Genomic DNA, 18,768 nt, shown 5'->3' with positions numbered 1-18,768 from the left:
AATGGCCGGAGCGTCCGTCACTGAGCTCGAACAACAGACCATCCGCCGCGTCTATTGGCGGCTGATCCCGATCCTGTTCGTGATGATGTTCTTCAACTATCTCGACCGTATCAATCTCGGCTATGCCGGGCTGACGATGAACAAGGACCTCGGCCTCAGCCCCGCGATCTTCGGCTTCGCGGCCAGCATCTTCTTCCTCGGCTACATGGTGCTCGAGGTGCCGAGCAACCTGATGCTGCACTGGCTCGGCGCCCGGATCTGGCTGGCGCGCATCCTGATCACCTGGGGCCTGGTCGCCGCGTTGACCGCCTTTGTCTGGAATCCGCTCAGCCTCTATGTGATGCGGTTCGGGCTCGGCGTCGCGGAAGCCGGCTTCATGCCCGGCGTGGTGCTTTACCTCACCTACTGGTTCCCGGCGCGCTATCGCGCCCGCGCGGTGGCGGGATACATCATCGCCGGCTCGTTCTCGGCGGTTTTGGGCGGGCCGATCTCGACCAGCATCATGACCTGGTTCGATGGCACTGCCGGTCTCCACGGCTGGCAATGGATGTTCCTCGCCGAGGGCGTGCCGACCATTCTGCTCGGCCTGTTCACGCTCTATTATCTCACCGACCGCCCGGCCAAGGCGAGCTGGCTCACCAAGGAACAGGCGGCCTGGCTGGAAGGCGAACTCGCCGCCGAGCGGGCCGAGATCGAACAACAGGGGAAGCACAGGTTGATCGAATGCGTCCTCGATATCCGGGTCTGGCTGCTGGCGGCGCTGTTCGGCTGCGCACTGGTCGGGATCTACGGCCTCTTGCTGTGGCTGCCGCAGATCATCAAGGGCATGGGCGATCTCAGCAACATCCAGGTCGGCTTCCTCTCGGCAATCACGCCGCTGCTCGGCGTCATCGGCACCATCGTGGTCAGTCGCAGCTCGGACAAGACCGGCGATCGCAAGTTTCATCTCGCGGCGGTCTATCTGCTGGCCGCGGTCGCGATGCTCGGCAGCGCCTATGTCGCGAGCCCGGTGCTGGCCTTCGTGTTCCTGTGCATCGTCGGCTTCAGCCTCAATGCCGGCAACCCGCTGTTCTGGAGCATCAATGCCTCGCTGCTGACCGGCGCGGCCGGCGCCGCCTCGATCGCGCTGGTCAACACGCTGGCGCAGTTCGGCGGCCTGATCGGGCCGTGGTGCATCGGCCTGATCAAGGACTCCACCGGAAGCTTCTCCTGGGCATTGGTCGGCATCGCCGGCTTCCTGCTCGTCGCCTCCGCCATCGCCGCCACCATGCGCGTCAAGCCGCGCGAGACGGAATTGACGGGCGCGATCCCGTCATCCGTCGCACACTGACACCCCTGCCAAGGAAGCAACCATGATCATCGATTGTCACGGCCATTACACCACCGAGCCGGCCAAGCTGCAGATCTTCCGCGACAAGCAGCTCGCCGGCCTCGCCGACAAGTCGCGCCGGCCGCTCACCACCAATCTCGGCATCACCGATGACGAGATCCGCTCCAGCGTCGAGGGCGCGCAGCTTCGCCTGCAAAGGGAGCGCGGCACCGACGTCACCATCTTCTCGCCGCGCGCCGCCGGCATGGCACATCACGTCGGCAAGGAAGCGACCAGCCGCGAATGGACCACGATCTGCAACGACCTCGTGCACCGGGTCTGCACGCTGTTCCCGCAGAACTTCGTCCCCGTGTGCCAGCTGCCGCAGAGCCCGGGCATCAAGCCTGCCAACTGCATCGAGGAGTTGGAGCGCTGCGTGACCCAGCTCGGCTTCGTCGGCTGCAACCTCAACCCCGATCCCGCCGGCGGCTATTGGTGCGATCCGCCGCTGACCGACGAATGGTGGTATCCGCTGTATGAGAAGATGGTCGAGCTCGACGTGCCGGCGATGGTCCATGTCTCCTCGTCCTGCAATCCCTGCTTCCACGGCACCGGCGCGCATTACCTCAACGGCGACACCACCGCCTTCATGCAGTTCCTGACTTCGGATCTGTTCAAGCGCTTCCCGACCCTGCGGTTCATCATCCCGCATGGCGGCGGCGCGGTGCCCTACCACTGGGGCCGCTACCGTGGCCTCGCGCAGGACATGAAGCTGCCGCCGCTGTCGGAGCATCTCTTGAAGAACGTGTTCTTCGACACCTGCGTCTATCACTTGCCCGGCATCGAGCTGTTGACCAGGGTAATCCCTGTCGAGAACATCCTGTTTGCGTCCGAAATGGTCGGCGCGGTCCGCGGCATCGATCCTGAAACGGGTCATCACTTCGACGACACCCGCCGCTATATCGACGCGCTGCCGCTGAGCGCGGCGGACAAGGCCAAGATCTTTGAAGGCAACGCCCGCCGCGTCTATCCTCGCCTCAACGCCCATCTCGAACGCCGCGCGCATTGAACGAAGCCGAGACAAGCACTCCAACTCCTCATCCTGAGGTGCCCGCGAAGCGGGCGTCTCGAGGGATGCAGGCCACTAACCGGGCCACATGGTTCGAGACGCGCGTTCCGCGCTCCTCACCATGAGGGTCCAACCAAGCAGCAAGACCGACAATCGACTTCAACCAATCAATCTCGGAGAAAACCGATGGCCATAGGATTTGCAATTCACAAAGCGAAGCGGAAAGTGTCGCCTGACCTCGTCGCGCGCTACCGCACCCTGCCGGTCGCCAATATCAGCGATTCGATGTCGCGGATCGCGGGCACCAACCGGCTGCGGCCGATGCATGCGGGCGGCTGGCTCGGCGGCCCGGCGCTGACGGTCAAGACCCGTCCCGGCGACAATCTGATGGTCCACAAGGCGATCGACCTGGCCCAGCCCGGCGACGTCATCGTGGTCGATGCCGGCGGCGTCCTCGTCAACGCCATCATCGGCGAAATCATGTCGACGCTGGCCGAGAAGAAGGGCGTCGCGGGCTTCGTGATCGACGGCTCGATCCGCGATGCCGGCGCGATCCGCGCCGGATCGTTCCCGGTGTTCGCCGCCGGCGTCGCCCATCGCGGCCCCTACAAGGACGGCCCGGGCGAGATCAACTGCGCCGTCTCGATCGACGGCATGATCGTCGAGCCCGGCGATCTCGTCGTGGCCGACGACGACGGCGTGCTCTGCGTGCCCCATGACGACGCCGAGGCGATCTGCAAGCTGACCGAGGCCAAGAAGGCGACCGAGGAAAAGGCCATCCAGCAAATCCTCGCCGGCACCAGCGACCGCCGCTGGGTCGACGAGGCCCTGCTGCGCCTCGGCTGCGAGTTCAAGGACTGAGACGATCGGCGGTCCCAAAGGCGGCGATGCCCGCCTTTTGGGCACGAATTTGCGCCAAGTCGGCCGGAATCATCCCGCCCGTATCGTGTGCGTGTGCCCGTCCATCAAAATCGGGAATTTTTCCCGATTCCAGATGGAAAAGAATCCCGGTCCCCCGGCATTGATCTTGTTTGCCAAAGCAAGGGCGTTCCCGCAGTCTCCGAGCCAAGGTTCGTCGGGGATCAAGCCGAACCGCGGCTTGGGGGTGGGCGTCATGGCTGCTGCGTTGTTGCGTGCGGCAACACGGTCTTTGTCTTCTTCGGTCTATACGCGAGGCGCTGCGGCCGTGCTGGCTGTTATTGGCTCTGCACTGCCATCGACTGTCCTGCATGCTCAGACGGCCGATCCGGTCCCCACTGAACTGCCGCCCGTCAACGTGATTGCGCCCACACCTCTGGCCGGCACCCGCAGCGCAAGGCCGACGGCACGGCCGGTGGTTCGGACCACGCGAACCGCGCGAACCCGAACCGGACCTGTTGCTCCGGCAGCGGGCCCCGATGTCGGCACCGCTGCACCCGGCCCCTCCGACCGCGACTCCACCCTGATTGATCGCGACAAGGTCCCGTCCAACACCGCGGTGATGACGACGCAGGATTTCAGCCACAACTACTCGACCAACTTCCTCGATGCTGTGAACCGCAAGCTGCCCGGCGTCACGCTCGGCGACCAGACCGGCAATCCGTTCCAGCGCAACCTCGACTACCGCGGCTTTACCGCCTCGCCGGTCCAGGGCACGCCGCAGGGCATCGCGGTCTATCAGAACGGCGTGCGCATCAACGAATCCTGGGGCGACGTGGTCAACTGGGACTTCATCCCGGAAAAGGCCATCGACAGCGTCGCATTGTTTCCCAACAATCCGGTGTTCGGCCTCAACGCGATCGGCGGTGCGCTGAGCATCCAGATGAAGAACGGCTTCACCTATCAGGGCTCCGAGGCTGAACTGTTCGGCGGCTCTTACGGGCGCGTGCAGGGCAGCGTGCAGGCCGGCGGCCAGAGGGACAACATCTCCGCCTACGCTGCGTTCGAATCCGCGTATGATCGCGGCTGGCGCGACTACGCCAATTCGTCGCACATCAACCGCATGTATGTGGATGTTGGCGCACGCAACGACGACACCGAATTTCACGTCAATTTCACCGGCGCCAGCAACCTGCTCGGCAACGTTGCGGCAACGCCGGTGCAGATGCTCAATCAGCGCTGGTCGAGCGTCTACACCTGGCCGCAGACGACGCTGCTTCAGCTCGCCTTCGTCAACGCCACGCTGAACCATAATTTCTCGGATACCTGGTCCTTCCAGGGCAATGCCTATTTCCGCGGCTTCCGGCAGACCCATGTCGACGGCAACGGCACCGACGTGCATGCCTGCGACGGGGGAGACAGTTTGTGCATCGGCGACGACCTGCCGATTTTCGGTCCGGCGGGAGCTCCCTCGGTTCCGAACACGCTGGGCAACGCCTTCCTTGGCGAAGTCGACCGCAACCGGGCCGCGACCAACAGCTTCGGCGGCACAGCCCAACTGACCAACTCGGACAAGCTGTTCGGACACGACAACCACGTCGTGATGGGCGTCAGCGTCGACCACGGCAACACGAAATTCACGGCGACCAGCGAGCTCGGAACCATCGATCCGAACAACCTGTTCGTGACCGGCACCGGCATCTTCATCAACCAGCCCGATGCCGGTCTCGCCCCGGTCGACCTGCGCGCAACCAACACCTACACCGGCGTATATCTCACCGATACCTTCGACGTGACGAACAGGTTCTCGGTCACTGCTGGTGGACGATTCAACTATGCCCAGATCGATCTGCAGGACCAGACCGGGACAAATGACCAGCTCAACAGCAGCAACCGATTCCAGCGCCTCAACCCGGTGATCGGCGGCACCTACAAGATCACCCCGAACCTCACCTTCTATGCCGGCTATTCGGAGGCCAACCGCGCGCCGACGCCGCTCGAGCTCGGCTGCTCCGATCCGGCCCGCCCCTGCGTCATCGATTCCTTCCTGGTGTCCGATCCGCCGCTCAAGCAGGTGGTGTCGCACACCATCGAGGCCGGCTTCCGCGGCACCTGGGGCAACGACGCCAGGACCGGCATGCTGAGCTGGGGCGTCGGCGCGTTCCACACTCTGTCCGACGACGACATCATCCGGGTGCAGAGCCCCATCGGCACAGGCAATTTCGGCTATTTCCAGAATGCGGGACAGACCCTGCGGCAGGGCATCGAAGCCAAGCTCGACTACCGCGTCAATCGCTGGAACGCCTATGCCAACTACACCTTCATCGACGCGACCTATCGAAGCGCAAACACGTTGCCGGCTCCCGACAACCCGAACGCCCTGACCGACCCGAACAACGATGACGTCCGGTTCATCAACGTCAAGCCGGGCGACCATATCCCGGGCATTCCGGCGCACCGCTTCAAGGCAGGTGTCGAGTACCTCGCCACCGACGCATGGAAGGTCGGCGCCGACATCAACGTGGTCGGCAGCCAGTGGCTGATCGGCGACGACACCAACCAGAGCCAGAAGGTCCCGGCCTACGCGGTCGTGAACCTGCACACCTCCTACAGGATCACGCCGAATATCGAGGTGTTCGGCCTGATCAACAACGTCTTCAACCAGCATTATTATCTCGGCGGCGCGTTCTACGAGACTGGCGGCTTTGCCAGCGCCGGAGCCGCGCCCAATTTGATGGCGCAGCTGACCGATCCGCGCACCTTCGTGCCCGGCATGCCGCTCGCCGCCTATGCCGGCATCAGGGCGAAGTTCTAAAGCGCGATGTGATTAGGTTGAATCGTCATCGCGCTTTAGCTCTTTGTTTGAGCATGATCTTTTCGGAAAACCGCTTCGCACTTTTCCGGATCATGCTTTAGGGCAATTCCTGGAAGACGCTACGCCACCGTCCCGCCATCGACCGGCATCGCGATGCCGGTGACGAACGACGCCTTGTCCGACAGCAGGAACACCGCGACCTCCGCGATCTCCTCGGGACGCGCGGCGCGGCCCATCGGATTGCGGGTGACCGCGGCCTTGATCAGCTCCTCTGGATCGGCCTCGTTGTGGCCCGGCTGGTCCGGCCGGTTGACGAACACCCGCAGCATCGGCGTGTCGATCGCACCGGGGCAGATCGCGTTGACGCGGACGCCGTCCTTGGCGTGGCGCTTGGCGAGCGCGCGCGCCAGCCCGATCACGCCGGCCTTGGCCGCCGAATAGGTCGGACTCCACGGCGAGCCGACCAGGCCCGAGGTCGATGCAGTGAACAGGATGCTGCCCTGGCGCCGCGCGGTCATCTGGCCGAGCGCCGCGTTGGTGGTGATCAGCTGCGAGCGCAGGTTGAGATCGACGCTGAGATCCCAGCCTTCCAGATCGTCAATCACGGACGGACCGGGAATGCCGAGGTGATTCCACACGCAGTCGAGCGCTCCAAATTCCTTCACGGTCGCCGTGACGATGTCGCGCGCAAAGCCGTCGTCGCGCAGATCGCCGGTCAGCGCCAGCGCGCGCCCGCCGCCCTTTTTGATCTCGTCGACCACCGCCTTCGCGCCAGCCTCGTTCTGGTCGACCACCGCGACCGCCGCGCCCTCGCGCGCGAGGATGCGTGCCCCGGCGCGGCCCGCGCCGGATGCCGCGGCGGTGACGAGTGCGATCTTGCCCTGCATGTCCATGTTTTCGATCCTGACTGTGCCCGTGACTTCGAGCCTTCTTGGATTCTGAAGTTTTGGTTGAATCAGGACCGCAGCGCTGCCGTCTTGCGCTGACCCGCTAAAGCTTGATCCGGAAAAAGTGCGAAGCGGTTTTCCGAAAAGATCATGCTCAAACAAAGAGCTAAAGCGCGATGACGATTCAGCCTAATCTGATCGCGCCTTAGCGGCCGCCGAACAGAACCGGAGACTGGCCGGGCAGCAGCTGCGAATGGATGTCGCTGTCCATCCGCTCCGCCCCTTGCTGGGTGAAGCTCGCGCCGAAGGACAGGCTGAGATTCGAAGTCGGCCGGAACTCGAGTCCCGCGCGCGCAGAATAGCCGGCGTTGACGCCGGGATTGCCGCTGAACGGCGCCAGCGGTCCGCCGGCCCCGGGCGGATTGTATTTCAGCGTGTCGAAGCCGGCGAAGAAGGTCACGGGCGTATTGCCGACGCCCCTGAAATTGTAGCCGAACTGCGCGCCCTGATATTCCAGCGAGCCGAACGCCGCCGATTGGCCGAGCGCGTTCCAGCCGACGCGACCGCCTTCGCTGCCGGCGAACCAGCCGTCGGGCCGGCCGTTCAGATACGAAAAATCGCCGCCTTGCGCGCCGGCGGCGTCAAAGCTCGGAAAGTTTCCGTAGGTATCCGCCTTCTGGCCGTCGGCGAGGCTGCCGCCGAAGCCGAACAGCGAGCCCGGCGTCCAGTAGCGCACCGGGCCGGCCTGGGCACTGGCCTGCTGCTGGCCGCTCAGGCACAGCGCCAACACTGCGATTGCGGGGCCGAGTTTGCTTACCAAAGTGGTCATCAGATTACCGTCACGAGCACAGGGATTATACGTCCCACCGACCGGGAACACCAGCCTGCGCCCTACCCCGCCGCGAGCAGCTTCTGTTTCAGCAAATCCGTCAGCCAGTCGGCAAACACCTGCAGCCGCCGCGATAGATGCTGACGGTGCGGATAGAGCAAGGTCATCGGCATCGGCGCGGCGCGGTGCCGCGGCATCAGCTCGACGAGCTCTCCGGCATCGAGGTGCCGCTTCACGTCGTAGGCGGGAATCTGGATCAGGCCAAGGCCGGCGAGGCAGCAGGCGATATAGGCCTCGGCGCTGTTGACGGTGACGCGGCCGCGCAGCGCGATGCCGCGCGACGCGCCCTGCTCGCTCCACTCCCACTCCTCGATGCGGCCGGTGGAGGGCGAGGCGTAGTTGACCGCCCAATGCGCGCCGAGATCGTCGGGCGTTCGCGGCGTGCCGTGGCGTGCGAGATATCCGGGGCCTGCGACATTCATCAGCGTCAGATCGCCGAGCGGCTGCGATCAGACCGGAATCGCTGCGATCGCGATCCACTACAACAGCGCGGCCACCAAGGCCGATGCCGACGCGACGGTGGCGGCGCTGCAGGCCGCAGGCAGCAAGGCGGTCGCCTTCCAGGCCAACCTCACGACATCGGGCGCGATGGAAAAACTGTTCGCCGAGGCGGTCGCCGCGATCGGCCGCCCCGACATCGCGATCAACACCGTCGGCAAGGTGTTGAAGAAACCGATGATCGAGATCTCGGAAGCCGAATATGACGCGATGAGCGCGGTCAACGCCAAGTCCGCGTTCTTCTTCCTCAAGGAGGCCGGCCGCCACGTCAACGACAACGGCAAGATCTGCACGCTGGTGACCTCGCTGCTCGGCGCCTACGCGCCGTTCTATGCGGCCTATGCCGGGACCAAGGCGCCGGTCGAGCATTTCACCCGCGCGGCATCGAAAGAGTTCGGCGCGCGCGGCATCTCGGTCACCGCGATCGGACCCGGACCGATGGACACGCCGTTCTTCTATCCGGCCGAAGGCGCGGACGCGGTCGCCTATCACAAATCGGCGGCGTCGCTGTCGGGCTTCTCCAGGACCGGGCTCACCGACATCAAGGACATCGTGCCGTGGATCCGCCTGCTGGTGTCGGACGGCTGGTGGATGACCGGCCAGACCATCCTCGCCAACGGCGGCTACACCACGAAGTGAGGCGCGATCTCGGTCGCCCTTACCATTCGAATCGCGTGCCGACTCCGACGGATGTCGAGCCCTTCGCATCGACATCCGACTCGACGCGGATATGGCGCGTCACGTCGACATTGGCCGACACTCCTGACTGGCTGGCGCTCGCGCCCGTCCGCACGCCCACGCTCAGCCTGTCGCCGATCGCGCGCGAGGCGCCGACCATCGGACCGCCCGCTCCGGCGCCGACGTCCAGATTGTCGACCCCGAGCGAGCGGCGCATGCGGTCCACCGTTCCCTCGCCACCGCTTGCGAACTGAGCGGCGGCCCCGGCGAGCTGCACGGCCTGCGAGGTCGTCAGGCTGCCCGAACCCTTCTGAAAGAGAATGCGCGACAGGATCTCGTCCTGCGGCAACTCGGGCTGCGAATGGAAGGCGAAGACCGGCGCGGCCGCCGGGCCCGAGATTCCGACCTGCGCGGTGATGTCAGAGGCCTGTATCTCTGCCGCGAAATCGAGCTCGGGCGCGAGATCGCCATTGAAGGAGAGATTGCCCTTGGTGAAGGTCAGCGTCTTTCCGAGCACCACCAGCTTGCCCTGATAGAGCGAGAAAGCCCCCTTCGGAACCGGCGCGTTGCTCGTGCCGCCGACATGAACGGAGCCGCCGAGTTCTGCGGTTACCCCGCGGCCATGGATGAAGACGTGGTTCGGCGCCGAAACTGTCACGTCGAGCGCGGCGTTGAAGAGCGCCGGACGCTTCTTGTTGCCTTTCGGCGTCTCGGCCTTGCGCGCAGCTGCGAGCCGTGCAGCGGCCTGCCCCGAGGCGTTCACATGGTTGATGCCGTCGATCGGCTTCAGCGTCGACGGCAGGCGATCCGGAATATCGACGTTGACGCGAGTCAAGTCGACGCGACCGACGATCCGCGGATCGCGCGCCAGGGCGCCTGTGACGTCGATAGCGAGATTGGCCTGCGCGGTCGCCAGCGCGCTGGAAGCAAGCGTCGCCTGCTGACCGCGAATCGAGATCGTGCCTGGAAAACCTGCATCCGGGGCGACCCTTACCTCACCGGAGCCGGACAACTTACCGCCGTTGGGCGTCACCGCGGCCAGGCGCTCCACGACGATGCGCTCTCCTTCGGCGGTGATTTTCGCCTCGACGGCATCAAGGCGCGTACCGAGCATGCTGTCACGGAAGGTACCTCCGCTCATGGTGGCGACACCGCCGATCTGGGGCCTGGTACGCGTGCCGCCGACACGGGCATCGAGCGTAACGCTGCCGGACACGGTACGGCCGGAGGCGGAAAGCGCGGCATTGGCGACGGCGGCATCGAGGCGGCCCTTCGCGGTCAGCGCGATCGGACCCGTGGCGTCGAACGGCACCGTGCCCGACGCCGTGATCGCGCCGGCTCTTCCCGCGGCAATTGTGGTGTTCAGGCTCGCGCGGCTGCCATCGAGCCGTCCGTCCGCGGCAACGTCGATCGGCGGCAGGCCGGCGCTTCTGGTCTGCGGCGCGGTGAGCTGCTTGACCGCGACCTTGTACTGGCCGGTCGGCGCGCTCATGGAGCCCGCAATGGCCGCTGACGCGTCGAGGGTCCCGCTCAGGCCCAGACCGGGTATCGCGACATCGGCCTCGCCGAGCGGGATCGCGCTGGCCATGGCCTTAAGGTCGAGCACCTGACCGGCTTTGCCGTCCATCGTGAAGCGGCCACGTCCAATCCCGAGCGCCAGATGCTCGATCAACACCGTGCCATCGTCGAGCGTGAAGCCCGCGGGGCCCTGCAGCGCAATCGCTTTGGCGCCACGGCGCGCGGTGAAGCGGTTGAGATCGAACCGCACCCGCTCCCTGGTGGTCAGTGCACCCGCGGCATCGAGATCGAATCCGGCAGCCTTGGCGGACAGGCCGATCGTGCTCGCATCGGCATTGCCCGCGGCCGCCAGCGTGACGTTTGAGACTGTCTGACCGCCGAACTCGGCACCATTGACCTGCGCATCAGCATTGAGCACCGGATGGCTGTAGAGATCGGCGCCATCGGCGCGCAGATCGAAACTGCGGACGGCCGCACCCGCGGCACGGATTCCCGCGCCCTTGCCGGCAAGCCGGATCGACTGTTGGCCGCCATCGGCCGAAGCGGCAAGGTCGAGTGAGGCCGAACCGGCGAGCTCTGTAAGGGCAAGCGGCGAGAGATCGGCGAGCGCCCCGGCTGCGAAGCGAATCTGCCCGCTGGCGAATCTCTGGGCGTCGATCGTTGCTGCCCCCTTCAGGGATGCCGATCCGATCGCGATGTCGATGGTCTTTGCATGCCAACCGGCAGCGGCGGGAGCTGCGCGATCGTCGGGCTCCGACGATCGACGACTCAGCTGAACAATCCCGCGCGCTGGCTTGCCGTCGACGGAGCCGTCGAGCTTGGCCTCGACAGCACAGACTCCGTTGATGTCGTTGACCGTCGCGGCGAGCCCGAGATGCGGAATCGGACGCCGCATCGCGGTGGCGCGATCCACCGAGGCCGCGAACGAAACCCCGGGATGTGCGAGCCCGCCGGTCAGGCCGACGTCGAGAGCTCCCGCACCGGTGAGGCGAGCATCGGCCGCCGAGAGATCCGGCAGGTCCACACGCGCCGACAGGTCGCTCGAGTCGCGCGTCACTGTTCCTTTGGCGCGAACCGCAACATGGGCACCATCGATCGACGCGTCGCGGACCGTGTAAGTGTCGCGTCCGTCAGCAGAGATGTGCGCTGCCAGTGCGAACCGCGCCCCCGCGAGCCCATCGAGCGCCGCAAGTCCCGTCGCAAGCTTCTCGCCGGCACCTGACATTCTGATATCGAAGCTGCCACGCTGTAAATCCGTGTCGAGATCGAGGCCGAACGCCACCGAACCCTTGAGCTTCAACCCGCCAAGGTCGGCAAAGGCGCCGAGGTCGGGCACGGTTCCGGTTGCCCGGCCATTCAGGCGATCGGCGCTGACATCGCCTGTATAGGTGGCCTGAACCGTTGATGTGCCGATCTCGAGACGCTCGATCCTGGCGCGGCCGCCCAGGTCCGTATCGCCATGGAGCACGAGCGACGCGGTGTTGCCGATCGCGGCCGCCAAACTCGCGTCGCGTGGCGCGATGCCGGAAGCGCGCAGGTTCGCGTCAAGAATGATACGCGTTGCGGGATCGCTGGCCTCGGCACGAGGAACGGCCGTGATCGAAGCATCAAGCGTCTCGACGTCTCCGTCCGGCAGATGAGCACCCGACAGCGCGAGCTTGACCGATGCTGTAGGAGCCTTGATTGGGCCGTTGACGCGGCTGTCGAAGACGAGGCTGCGGATCGAGCCTTGGTCAGTCTCGGTCACGTCGCCGTTGCTTGGCAAGGCGCGGATCGAAGCCGCAAAATCCAGGACCTTGTCGGCTCGGAGCAGACCTTTCGCGTCGAGCCGTGCGAGACGGCTCGTCAGCGTCAGCCCGTCCAGGGCGACGCTGCCGTCGTCACCAAAATGCGTCGTACTGTCGAGATGGGTTTCGCCCGCGAAGACCGGCGCGGCGATCGCCGGCAACAACGGTTCGAGGTGACTGGCAAGGCGCGTTGCGAGCACTCGGGCCGCGCCGTTTCGGTCAAGCGCAATCGTGCCGGTCGCATCGATCGTGGGGCCGGCCTGCAACTTCAGGGCACCGCGAAAGCTGTCGAGCGTGCCCTTGCCTCCCAGTGCGAATGTGACGGGCGGCTCGCCCGGCAGATGGCCGAGCTTCGACATGAGTCCGTGGGCTGGCTCGTCGAGCGTGACGTCGAGGGTAAGCGCATTTCCCTGCGGAACGTAGGCGAGAGCGGCCTTGAAGTGGCCCGGAAAATCCTTGCGGGTGGCATCGAGGTTGAAGACGAGCCCTTCCGAGGGCGAGCCGAGTTCGGTATTGCCGGTCGCCGCGACACTCAAAGCTTCACCCAGAATCGACTGTCCCAGCGTCAGGGCCCGCAGGTCGAAAGCCTTCACCTGCACCTTCACCGGAAGGTCAGGCAGCATCGGCTGATCGGACTCGGCGGCAGGCTGGTCGGACGGAAGCGGCTTTCGCCTGATCTCAAGCGTGCCGATCTCGAGACGGTCGATTTCCAGCCGCCCCAGCAACAATGCGCTGCGTCGCCAGACGAGGCGCGCCTTGTCGAGCGTCAGCCAGACACCGTCCTTGTCGGTGATGCTAACGTCGCGGACCGTTGCATCCGAGGACAGCACACCATCGACGGCGCCGACATGGACCTGGGTCGCCGGCGTCGAGAGCGTCCGCGAGACGAGACTGGCCAGCACATCCTGCTGGTTCTCGCCGCTCCCGCCCACCATTCCGTAGAGAACGACACCAAGCACCGCGGCAGCGATGAGACCCAAGGCCGCGACGGCGGAACCGATAATGAACAGCCGTCGGATGCGCATCAGAAGGCTTGCCCAATGCTGACATAGATCGCGTAACGGCTGTCGCCGGGGCGAGGGTTCAGCGGTGTCGCAACGTCAAGGCGGATCGGGCCGACCGGCGTGAGATAGCGCAACCCAAGTCCCGCGCCGTAGCCCACATAGTCGTCGAAGCCTGGCAGGGACGATCGGGAGGCGGTGCCAAAGTCGAAGAATGGCACGAGGCCGATGGTGGGAGTGATCCTGACCCGCACCTCGGCGGAGCCCTCGATCAGGCTGCGACCACCGGTGATTTGACCGAACATCATCGGCGAAATGGTGTTGAAGCCGTAACCGCGTACGGATCCGCCGCCGCCAGCGAAGAAGCGATGTGCGTCCGGAATCTGGTCGAGCGGCGCGCCCGCAAGCGAGCCTGCGGCCAACCGACCCGCCAGCACGTAGTCGGCCTGCTCGTCGAGCGCATAATAGGCCGAGCCCGCAACCCGCGCTTCGAACAGATCGATCGTGGAACCCATCAGCTTCGGATAGGCATTGACGGTCGCCGAGAGGCGCACACCGCGCGTGGGGTCGAGCGGATTGTCTGTCGTGTCGTAGCGGCCGGTCGCCGTGAAGCCGATCAATGTCGCATCGACCCGCCCCAGCACGTCCTGCGATTTCGATTGCTCGACCTGGAGACCGGCCTGCAGCGAAGCCGCCTCCGAAAAGCGATGGATCACGCCGAATGTGCCGCGCACCGTGTCGTCAGTGTAACCGCCGAGGTCGTTGTTGCCGACACGCTCGCGGAACGCAGTGGCCTCGATCAGTAGATCGTTGGCCGTACCGAACAAGCCCGGCTTGATGAAGGTGCCGGTAAAGCGTGCGCCGAAATCCGAGCCGCTCAGATTATTGAAGCCGGTGAAGGACGTGCCGTCGATCCGTTGCAAAAGCGAGGCGGACGCTTCGAGCCTCAGGCGCTCGCCGCGGCCGAATATGTTCCGATCCTCGTAGTAGCCAGCAATGCCGGGACCATCGACGGTGGAATATTTCGCCGAGAGGCCCACCGCGTGCCTGGGCCTTTCCGTCAAATCGATGAAGACCGGCAGATTGCCATTCTCATCGAGCTGGTCCGCCTCGCGGACGCGAATTCCCCCGATGGCCGGGATCTTTGCGATCGAGGTTTTCGCCAAGGCGAGCCGCTCTGGCGAATAAGGCTCGCCTTCCCTCAGGTAGACGTGCGTGGCCACTACTCTCGGATCGACGTCTCCGCCCGAGATCGTCACGGCGCCGATGCCGGCCTTGGGGCCCGCTTCGACCCGAAGCCGAAGGTCCATCGCGGCGGCGCCATGATCGACGGTGGCGTTGACGTCGGCGACCTTCGCGAGCGGATGTCCGTTGCTGCGGAACCAGTCGACGAGCTTCACCTGCGCGGCGCGCAGGTCGGCAGAGATCGCGGGATCGCCGGACTTCAGCGCAAACGCGCGGCGCGGCAATCCCTGCGGCGCTTGGTCGCGCGGATAGTCTACATCAACGGCACGCAGCTTGAACAACGGACCAAGTCGCGCGATGACCTTGACGGGCACAACGGTCCGATTGCGAAAGCTGTCGGCCCGGCGCGCGGCCGCGGCAAGCCCGATCTCGTCGAGGGAGATTGGAACTCCATCTAACGTCACATCGATCTGGGCGTTGTAGCGGCCAAGCCCCCAAAGGGCATCGAGCAGCGGATTGATATCCGCCTGCAGCCGGCGCGCGAGACCTTCCCCGTCCGGCGGCGGTTCCTGTCGAAGGCGATAGGTGCCGGCGGCATCGCGCAATGCCTGTTCGGCGTCGCTATCGTTCTTGCCCTCCGGCGTCTTGGCTTCGATCTCCAGCCGATAGGACAGCGTCGTGGCGCTGACCGGCGGCGGATCGTCGGAACCGAACAGGCCAAAGAAGTCGAGCGCGTGAGCCTGCTCGCACAGCGAGCAACCGACGACAGCGACGCACGCCGAACGCAGAACGCGCCGCGCTGCAGCGATGAAATACCTCCGCCCTGCCCGCCCCGGCAAAGGCGGCAGGCATCGTCGCACCACGATTTGCTTGATTGTTCCGCTCCGCCTGCCTGTTGACGCGACCCGAGTCTCTGCACCTCAGGTTCCGGCGATCCCCTGTCTCCGCATTCAACAGGCACCACACGCGAAGTTGATAGACTCATGATGGACAATGTTGGGCAAACGCAAGGGAACTTCGACGTTCGTCGCAGTTATCGACTCTCCGATGCGCGCCACCATCGGTTCCGGCAACCGCATCTTGCGGACAATCCGCCACACGCGTCATCAGCTGGTCCTCATGCGCGCCCAGGAGAAGAACCGGCGCAGCGAGGCCGACGATCGTGCAATGGCCGAACGCATTGGCCGCCTCATCGAGGTCCTCGACAGCGAGATCGCCGAGATCGAGGCCGACATCGGCGCCTTGATTAAAGCCGAAGCGGAGATCGCGGACGATGCGAAGTTAATGCGTTCGCTGCCCGGCGTGGGTCCGGTGGCCTGCATGCAGCTCATCGCCCAGATGCCGGAACTCGGGCGGGTCGGACCGAAACAACTCGCAGCGCTTGCTGGCCTTGCTCCCTTCAACGTCGACAGCGGCGCCTTCCGCGGCAAGCGCAAAATTGCGGGCGGCCGAAAGCGCGTTCGTGACGCCCTTTATATGGCGGCCCTCAACGCAATTCGCAGGGCTGATCCGTTCAAGGCCTTCTATGCACGACTGCGACAGGCCGGAAAACCAGCCAAACTCGCCCTCATCGCCGTCGCCAGGAAGCTGTTGACGGTCCTCAATGCCATGATGCGAGACCGAAAGCCGTACCTGCAGACCAAACCAACATAACAGTTGCCGGCTTTCGCCGGGACGACGTGCGGAGAGAGCATGGACGGCATTCTCTCCGGTGTCATGCCCGCGCGTGCGAGCATCCAGTGCACCGTGACCTCTCGGCTCAAGCAGGACCGTCTCTCGAATACTGGATCACTCGCATGCGCGGTGATGACACCGAACACGCTCCGCGGCATTGCGCCGCGAGCCGCGCTGCGGCGCAACAATCAAAATGAGACTGCCCGTTAAGCCAATTGGCGCCGACGACATCCGCGCCGCGCCCGCCTTCGGCTAGCTTTGCCGGCAACAACCGGACGCCCATCAGCCTTCGCACGCCAAGTGGACGCCGGCGACAACGCAGAGGGAGGAGCGCGATGTTGAAAGGCAGTTTGGGACTGATTGCGTTGAGCAGCCTGTTGCTTTCGGGCACGGCGTTCGCTCAGGAGAAGATCAAGGTCGGCGTCACCGCGACGCTCGAGGGCACCTACACGGTGCTCGGCGAGGACGGCATGCGCGGCTTCCAGACGGCGCTCAACGTGCTCGGCAAGAAGATCGGCGACAAGGAGCTCGAATTCGTCGTCGCCTCGACCGACGCGACGCCCGACTCCGCGGTGCGCGCGGTGCGCAAGCTGATCGAGCAGGACAAGGTGCAAATCCTGCTGTCGCCGCTGTCCGGCGACGAAGGCATCGCGGTCAAGAACTTCGCCAAGACCCATCCGGAGCTGACCTTCGTCAACGCCGCCTCCGGCGCGCAGGAAACGACCTATGTCGATCCGGCGCCGAACTTCTTCCGCTACAACATGGACGGCGCGCAGTGGCAGGTCGGCCTCGGCAAATACGCCTATGAGACCAAGGGCTATCGCAAGATCGCGACCGTCGGCGAGGACTACTCCTTCATCTACACCCAGGTATTTGGCCTGGTGCTCGAGTTCTGCGGCGCCGGCGGCCAGGTCACCAACCGACAATGGGTGCCGCTCGGCACCAAGGACTTTGCCTCCGTGATCGCCGCGCTGCCTGACGACGTCGACGCGATCTATCTCGGCCTCGGCGGCGCCGATGCCGTCAACTTCCTCAACCAGTATCAGCAGGCCGGCGGCAAGGCGCATCTGATGGGCGGCTCGATCATGATCGACCAGACCATCCTGTCGTCGAAGGGCAACGCCAAGAACGCTCTGATCGGCACCATCGCCGCCAGCGGCCAGGCCGATACCTGGGAGGATCCGGGCTGGCAGAAATTCGTCAAGGCTTATCAGGATGCCTTCCCGCCGGCCAAACGCTTCCCGAGCCCTTCGCTGCTCGCGACCAACTATTACGGCTCGACGATGGCGTTGATCCTGGCGCTGCGCCAGGTCAATGGCGATCTCTCCAACAACCAGGCCAAGCTCAAGGACGCGCTGGCGAAGATCGAGATCGACGCGCCGAACGGCAAGATCAAGCTCGACTCCAACCGCCAGGCGATCGGCACCAATTTCGTCACCGAGGTGGTCGATGACGGCAAGGGCGCGCTGTTCAGCAAGGTCGTCAAGGTGATCCCGAACGTCAACCAGACGCTGGGCTACGATCCGGCGGTGTTCGCCAAGATCGGCCTGCCGAGCCGCACGGTCCCGGAGTGCAAGAAGTACTGACGTATTTGTTGCAGTGCAGGCTGAACGGCCGCGGCATGGTGCGCGGTTGCATCAAGAGCCCTGCTCGCCCTTGCTTTCCGCGGGCGGATGATGAACCCTTGTCGAAAAGGCAAGAACATCCCGCGGGAGGGGAGGCATGAGCAGGGCGCTTGCCGTCTTCCACGGCCGGTTCGGTCGCGCGACGGTCTATCAGTTGAACCGTCCCTTCAACGTGCATGCGCACCGCGAGGGGCATCTGATCTTTCATGTCGGCGGAACGCCGGCGCAGATCGACGTCTCGGAGCAGCGGCTGCTGCTCAAGGACGACACCGTCGTCGCGGTCAACCCGTGGGAACCGCACAACTTTCTGCCGACCGACATGGACCACGGCGCGATCTTCTTCGTGCTTTATGTCAACGCCGAATGGTTCGCGCCGCAGCCCGCGACGGCACAGGGCCTGCGGTTCGGCCGCACCTTCTTTCCGCGCACCGAAGCGCTCGACCGGCTGATCCGCCGCACCGCAGCACTAGTGTGCGGCGCGCCGTCGCTGCGCAGCCTCGATTGCGAACTCCGGCAGCTGATCGACTCCTGCTACGAGGAGAGCTGGCAGGCCGCGCAGGATGCGCGCGCGGCGGCCGCGGTGACCGATTTCAGGGTGCGCAAATCGATCAAGCTGATGTCGGAAAGCCCCGGCGCCGAGATCGAGCTCGATGCGATCGCGCGCGAGGCCGGGCTGTCGCGGCCGCATTTCTACCGGCTGTTCCGCACCCAGACCGGCGTCACCCCTCACCTCTACATGAACACGCTGATCATGGAGCAGGCGCTCGATGCGCTGGTGGCGACCGAGACGCCGATCGCCGATATCGGCTTCGACCTCGGCTTCTCCTCGCAGAGCGGCTTCACCCGCTTCTTCGCCGCCAATGTCGGCATGGCCCCGACCGACTATCGCCGCGCCGCCAAGGTGTTGCGGCCGTGAAGGAGTTCCGGAGCGCACGATAAAAGATACTGTCGATCAAATCCTGAGCTTACGCCCTC

Annotated in this window: 12 protein-coding genes and 2 pseudogenes; 9 read left to right on the top strand and 5 right to left on the bottom strand. The window is 65.0% G+C overall.

Annotated features, from left to right (window positions below; all coding sequences use genetic code 11):
- Position 1 precedes the first annotated feature (1 nt).
- The 4 genes from Q2M23_RS02355 (at position 2) to Q2M23_RS02340 (ending at position 6,051) form a co-directional block, all read left to right on the top strand.
- Positions 2-1,330: an MFS transporter gene (locus Q2M23_RS02355; RefSeq protein WP_316394027.1), complete on the top strand. Its 1,329-nt coding sequence runs from the start codon at positions 2-4 to the stop codon at positions 1,328-1,330.
- Positions 1,331-1,352: 22 nt separating this feature from the next.
- On the top strand, positions 1,353-2,378 hold the full coding sequence (locus Q2M23_RS02350; RefSeq protein WP_057016890.1) for an amidohydrolase family protein: 1,026 nt from the start codon (positions 1,353-1,355) through the stop codon (positions 2,376-2,378).
- A gap of 186 nt (positions 2,379-2,564) precedes the next feature.
- On the top strand, positions 2,565-3,239 hold the full coding sequence (locus Q2M23_RS02345) for an RraA family protein (RefSeq protein WP_316394025.1): 675 nt from the start codon (positions 2,565-2,567) through the stop codon (positions 3,237-3,239).
- Positions 3,240-3,564: 325 nt separating this feature from the next.
- Entirely contained in the window at positions 3,565-6,051 is a 2,487-nt protein-coding gene (locus Q2M23_RS02340) for a TonB-dependent receptor (protein WP_316394024.1), read from the top strand.
- Between the two features lie 119 nt (positions 6,052-6,170).
- On the opposite strand, the gene Q2M23_RS02335 is transcribed toward Q2M23_RS02340, so the two are convergent.
- From Q2M23_RS02335 to Q2M23_RS02325, 3 genes and pseudogenes are all read right to left on the bottom strand, one after another.
- Positions 6,171-6,944, bottom strand: coding sequence for an SDR family NAD(P)-dependent oxidoreductase (locus Q2M23_RS02335; RefSeq protein WP_253607047.1), 774 nt, complete (start codon positions 6,942-6,944; stop codon positions 6,171-6,173).
- 199 nt (positions 6,945-7,143) lie between these two features.
- Positions 7,144-7,767, bottom strand: a complete 624-nt coding sequence (locus Q2M23_RS02330; RefSeq protein ID WP_168855389.1) for a hypothetical protein — start codon at positions 7,765-7,767, stop codon at positions 7,144-7,146.
- A gap of 62 nt (positions 7,768-7,829) precedes the next feature.
- Positions 7,830-8,292, bottom strand: a pseudogene (locus Q2M23_RS02325) (LysR substrate-binding domain-containing protein); the annotation flags it as partial.
- On the opposite strand from Q2M23_RS02325, the pseudogene Q2M23_RS02320 reads away from it, so the two are divergent.
- A pseudogene (locus Q2M23_RS02320) lies at positions 8,284-8,964 on the top strand (SDR family oxidoreductase); the annotation flags it as partial. The pseudogenes Q2M23_RS02325 and Q2M23_RS02320 sit on opposite strands and share 9 nt — an antisense overlap.
- A 19-nt stretch (positions 8,965-8,983) precedes the next feature.
- On the opposite strand, the gene Q2M23_RS02315 reads toward Q2M23_RS02320, so the two are convergent.
- Both Q2M23_RS02315 and Q2M23_RS02310 read right to left on the bottom strand, forming a co-directional pair.
- Positions 8,984-13,333, bottom strand: a complete 4,350-nt coding sequence (locus Q2M23_RS02315; RefSeq protein ID WP_316394023.1) for a translocation/assembly module TamB domain-containing protein — start codon at positions 13,331-13,333, stop codon at positions 8,984-8,986.
- Positions 13,333-15,354 carry an autotransporter assembly complex protein TamA gene (locus tag Q2M23_RS02310; protein ID WP_316394022.1) on the bottom strand — a complete coding sequence of 674 codons (2,022 nt, stop codon included), beginning with the start codon at positions 15,352-15,354 and terminating at the stop codon, positions 13,333-13,335. The genes Q2M23_RS02315 and Q2M23_RS02310 overlap by 1 nt, the downstream gene beginning before the upstream one ends.
- Positions 15,355-15,487: 133 nt before the next feature.
- On the opposite strand from Q2M23_RS02310, the gene Q2M23_RS02305 reads away from it, so the two are divergent.
- From Q2M23_RS02305 to Q2M23_RS02290, 4 genes are all read left to right on the top strand, one after another.
- On the top strand, positions 15,488-16,147 hold the full coding sequence (locus Q2M23_RS02305; protein ID WP_316394021.1) for a transposase: 660 nt from the start codon (positions 15,488-15,490) through the stop codon (positions 16,145-16,147).
- A gap of 39 nt (positions 16,148-16,186) precedes the next feature.
- Positions 16,187-16,378 (top strand): hypothetical protein, encoded by a 192-nt coding sequence (locus tag Q2M23_RS02300; protein WP_316394020.1) that lies wholly within the window; start codon positions 16,187-16,189, stop codon positions 16,376-16,378.
- 125 nt (positions 16,379-16,503) lie between these two features.
- A complete protein-coding gene (locus tag Q2M23_RS02295) occupies positions 16,504-17,754 on the top strand; it encodes an ABC transporter substrate-binding protein (protein ID WP_028333311.1) in 1,251 nt (416 codons plus the stop codon).
- A 136-nt stretch (positions 17,755-17,890) separates the two neighbouring features.
- Positions 17,891-18,709: a helix-turn-helix transcriptional regulator gene (locus tag Q2M23_RS02290; RefSeq protein ID WP_016847806.1), complete on the top strand. Its 819-nt coding sequence runs from the start codon at positions 17,891-17,893 to the stop codon at positions 18,707-18,709.
- Positions 18,710-18,768: the final 59 nt, after the last annotated feature.

The organism is Bradyrhizobium sp. 33ap4 (assembly GCF_032654765.1).
Lineage (GTDB): Bacteria > Pseudomonadota > Alphaproteobacteria > Rhizobiales > Xanthobacteraceae > Bradyrhizobium > Bradyrhizobium australafricanum.
The sequence above is the reverse complement of the archived record's forward strand: the minus strand, read 5'-3'. Positions and strand labels throughout refer to the sequence as shown.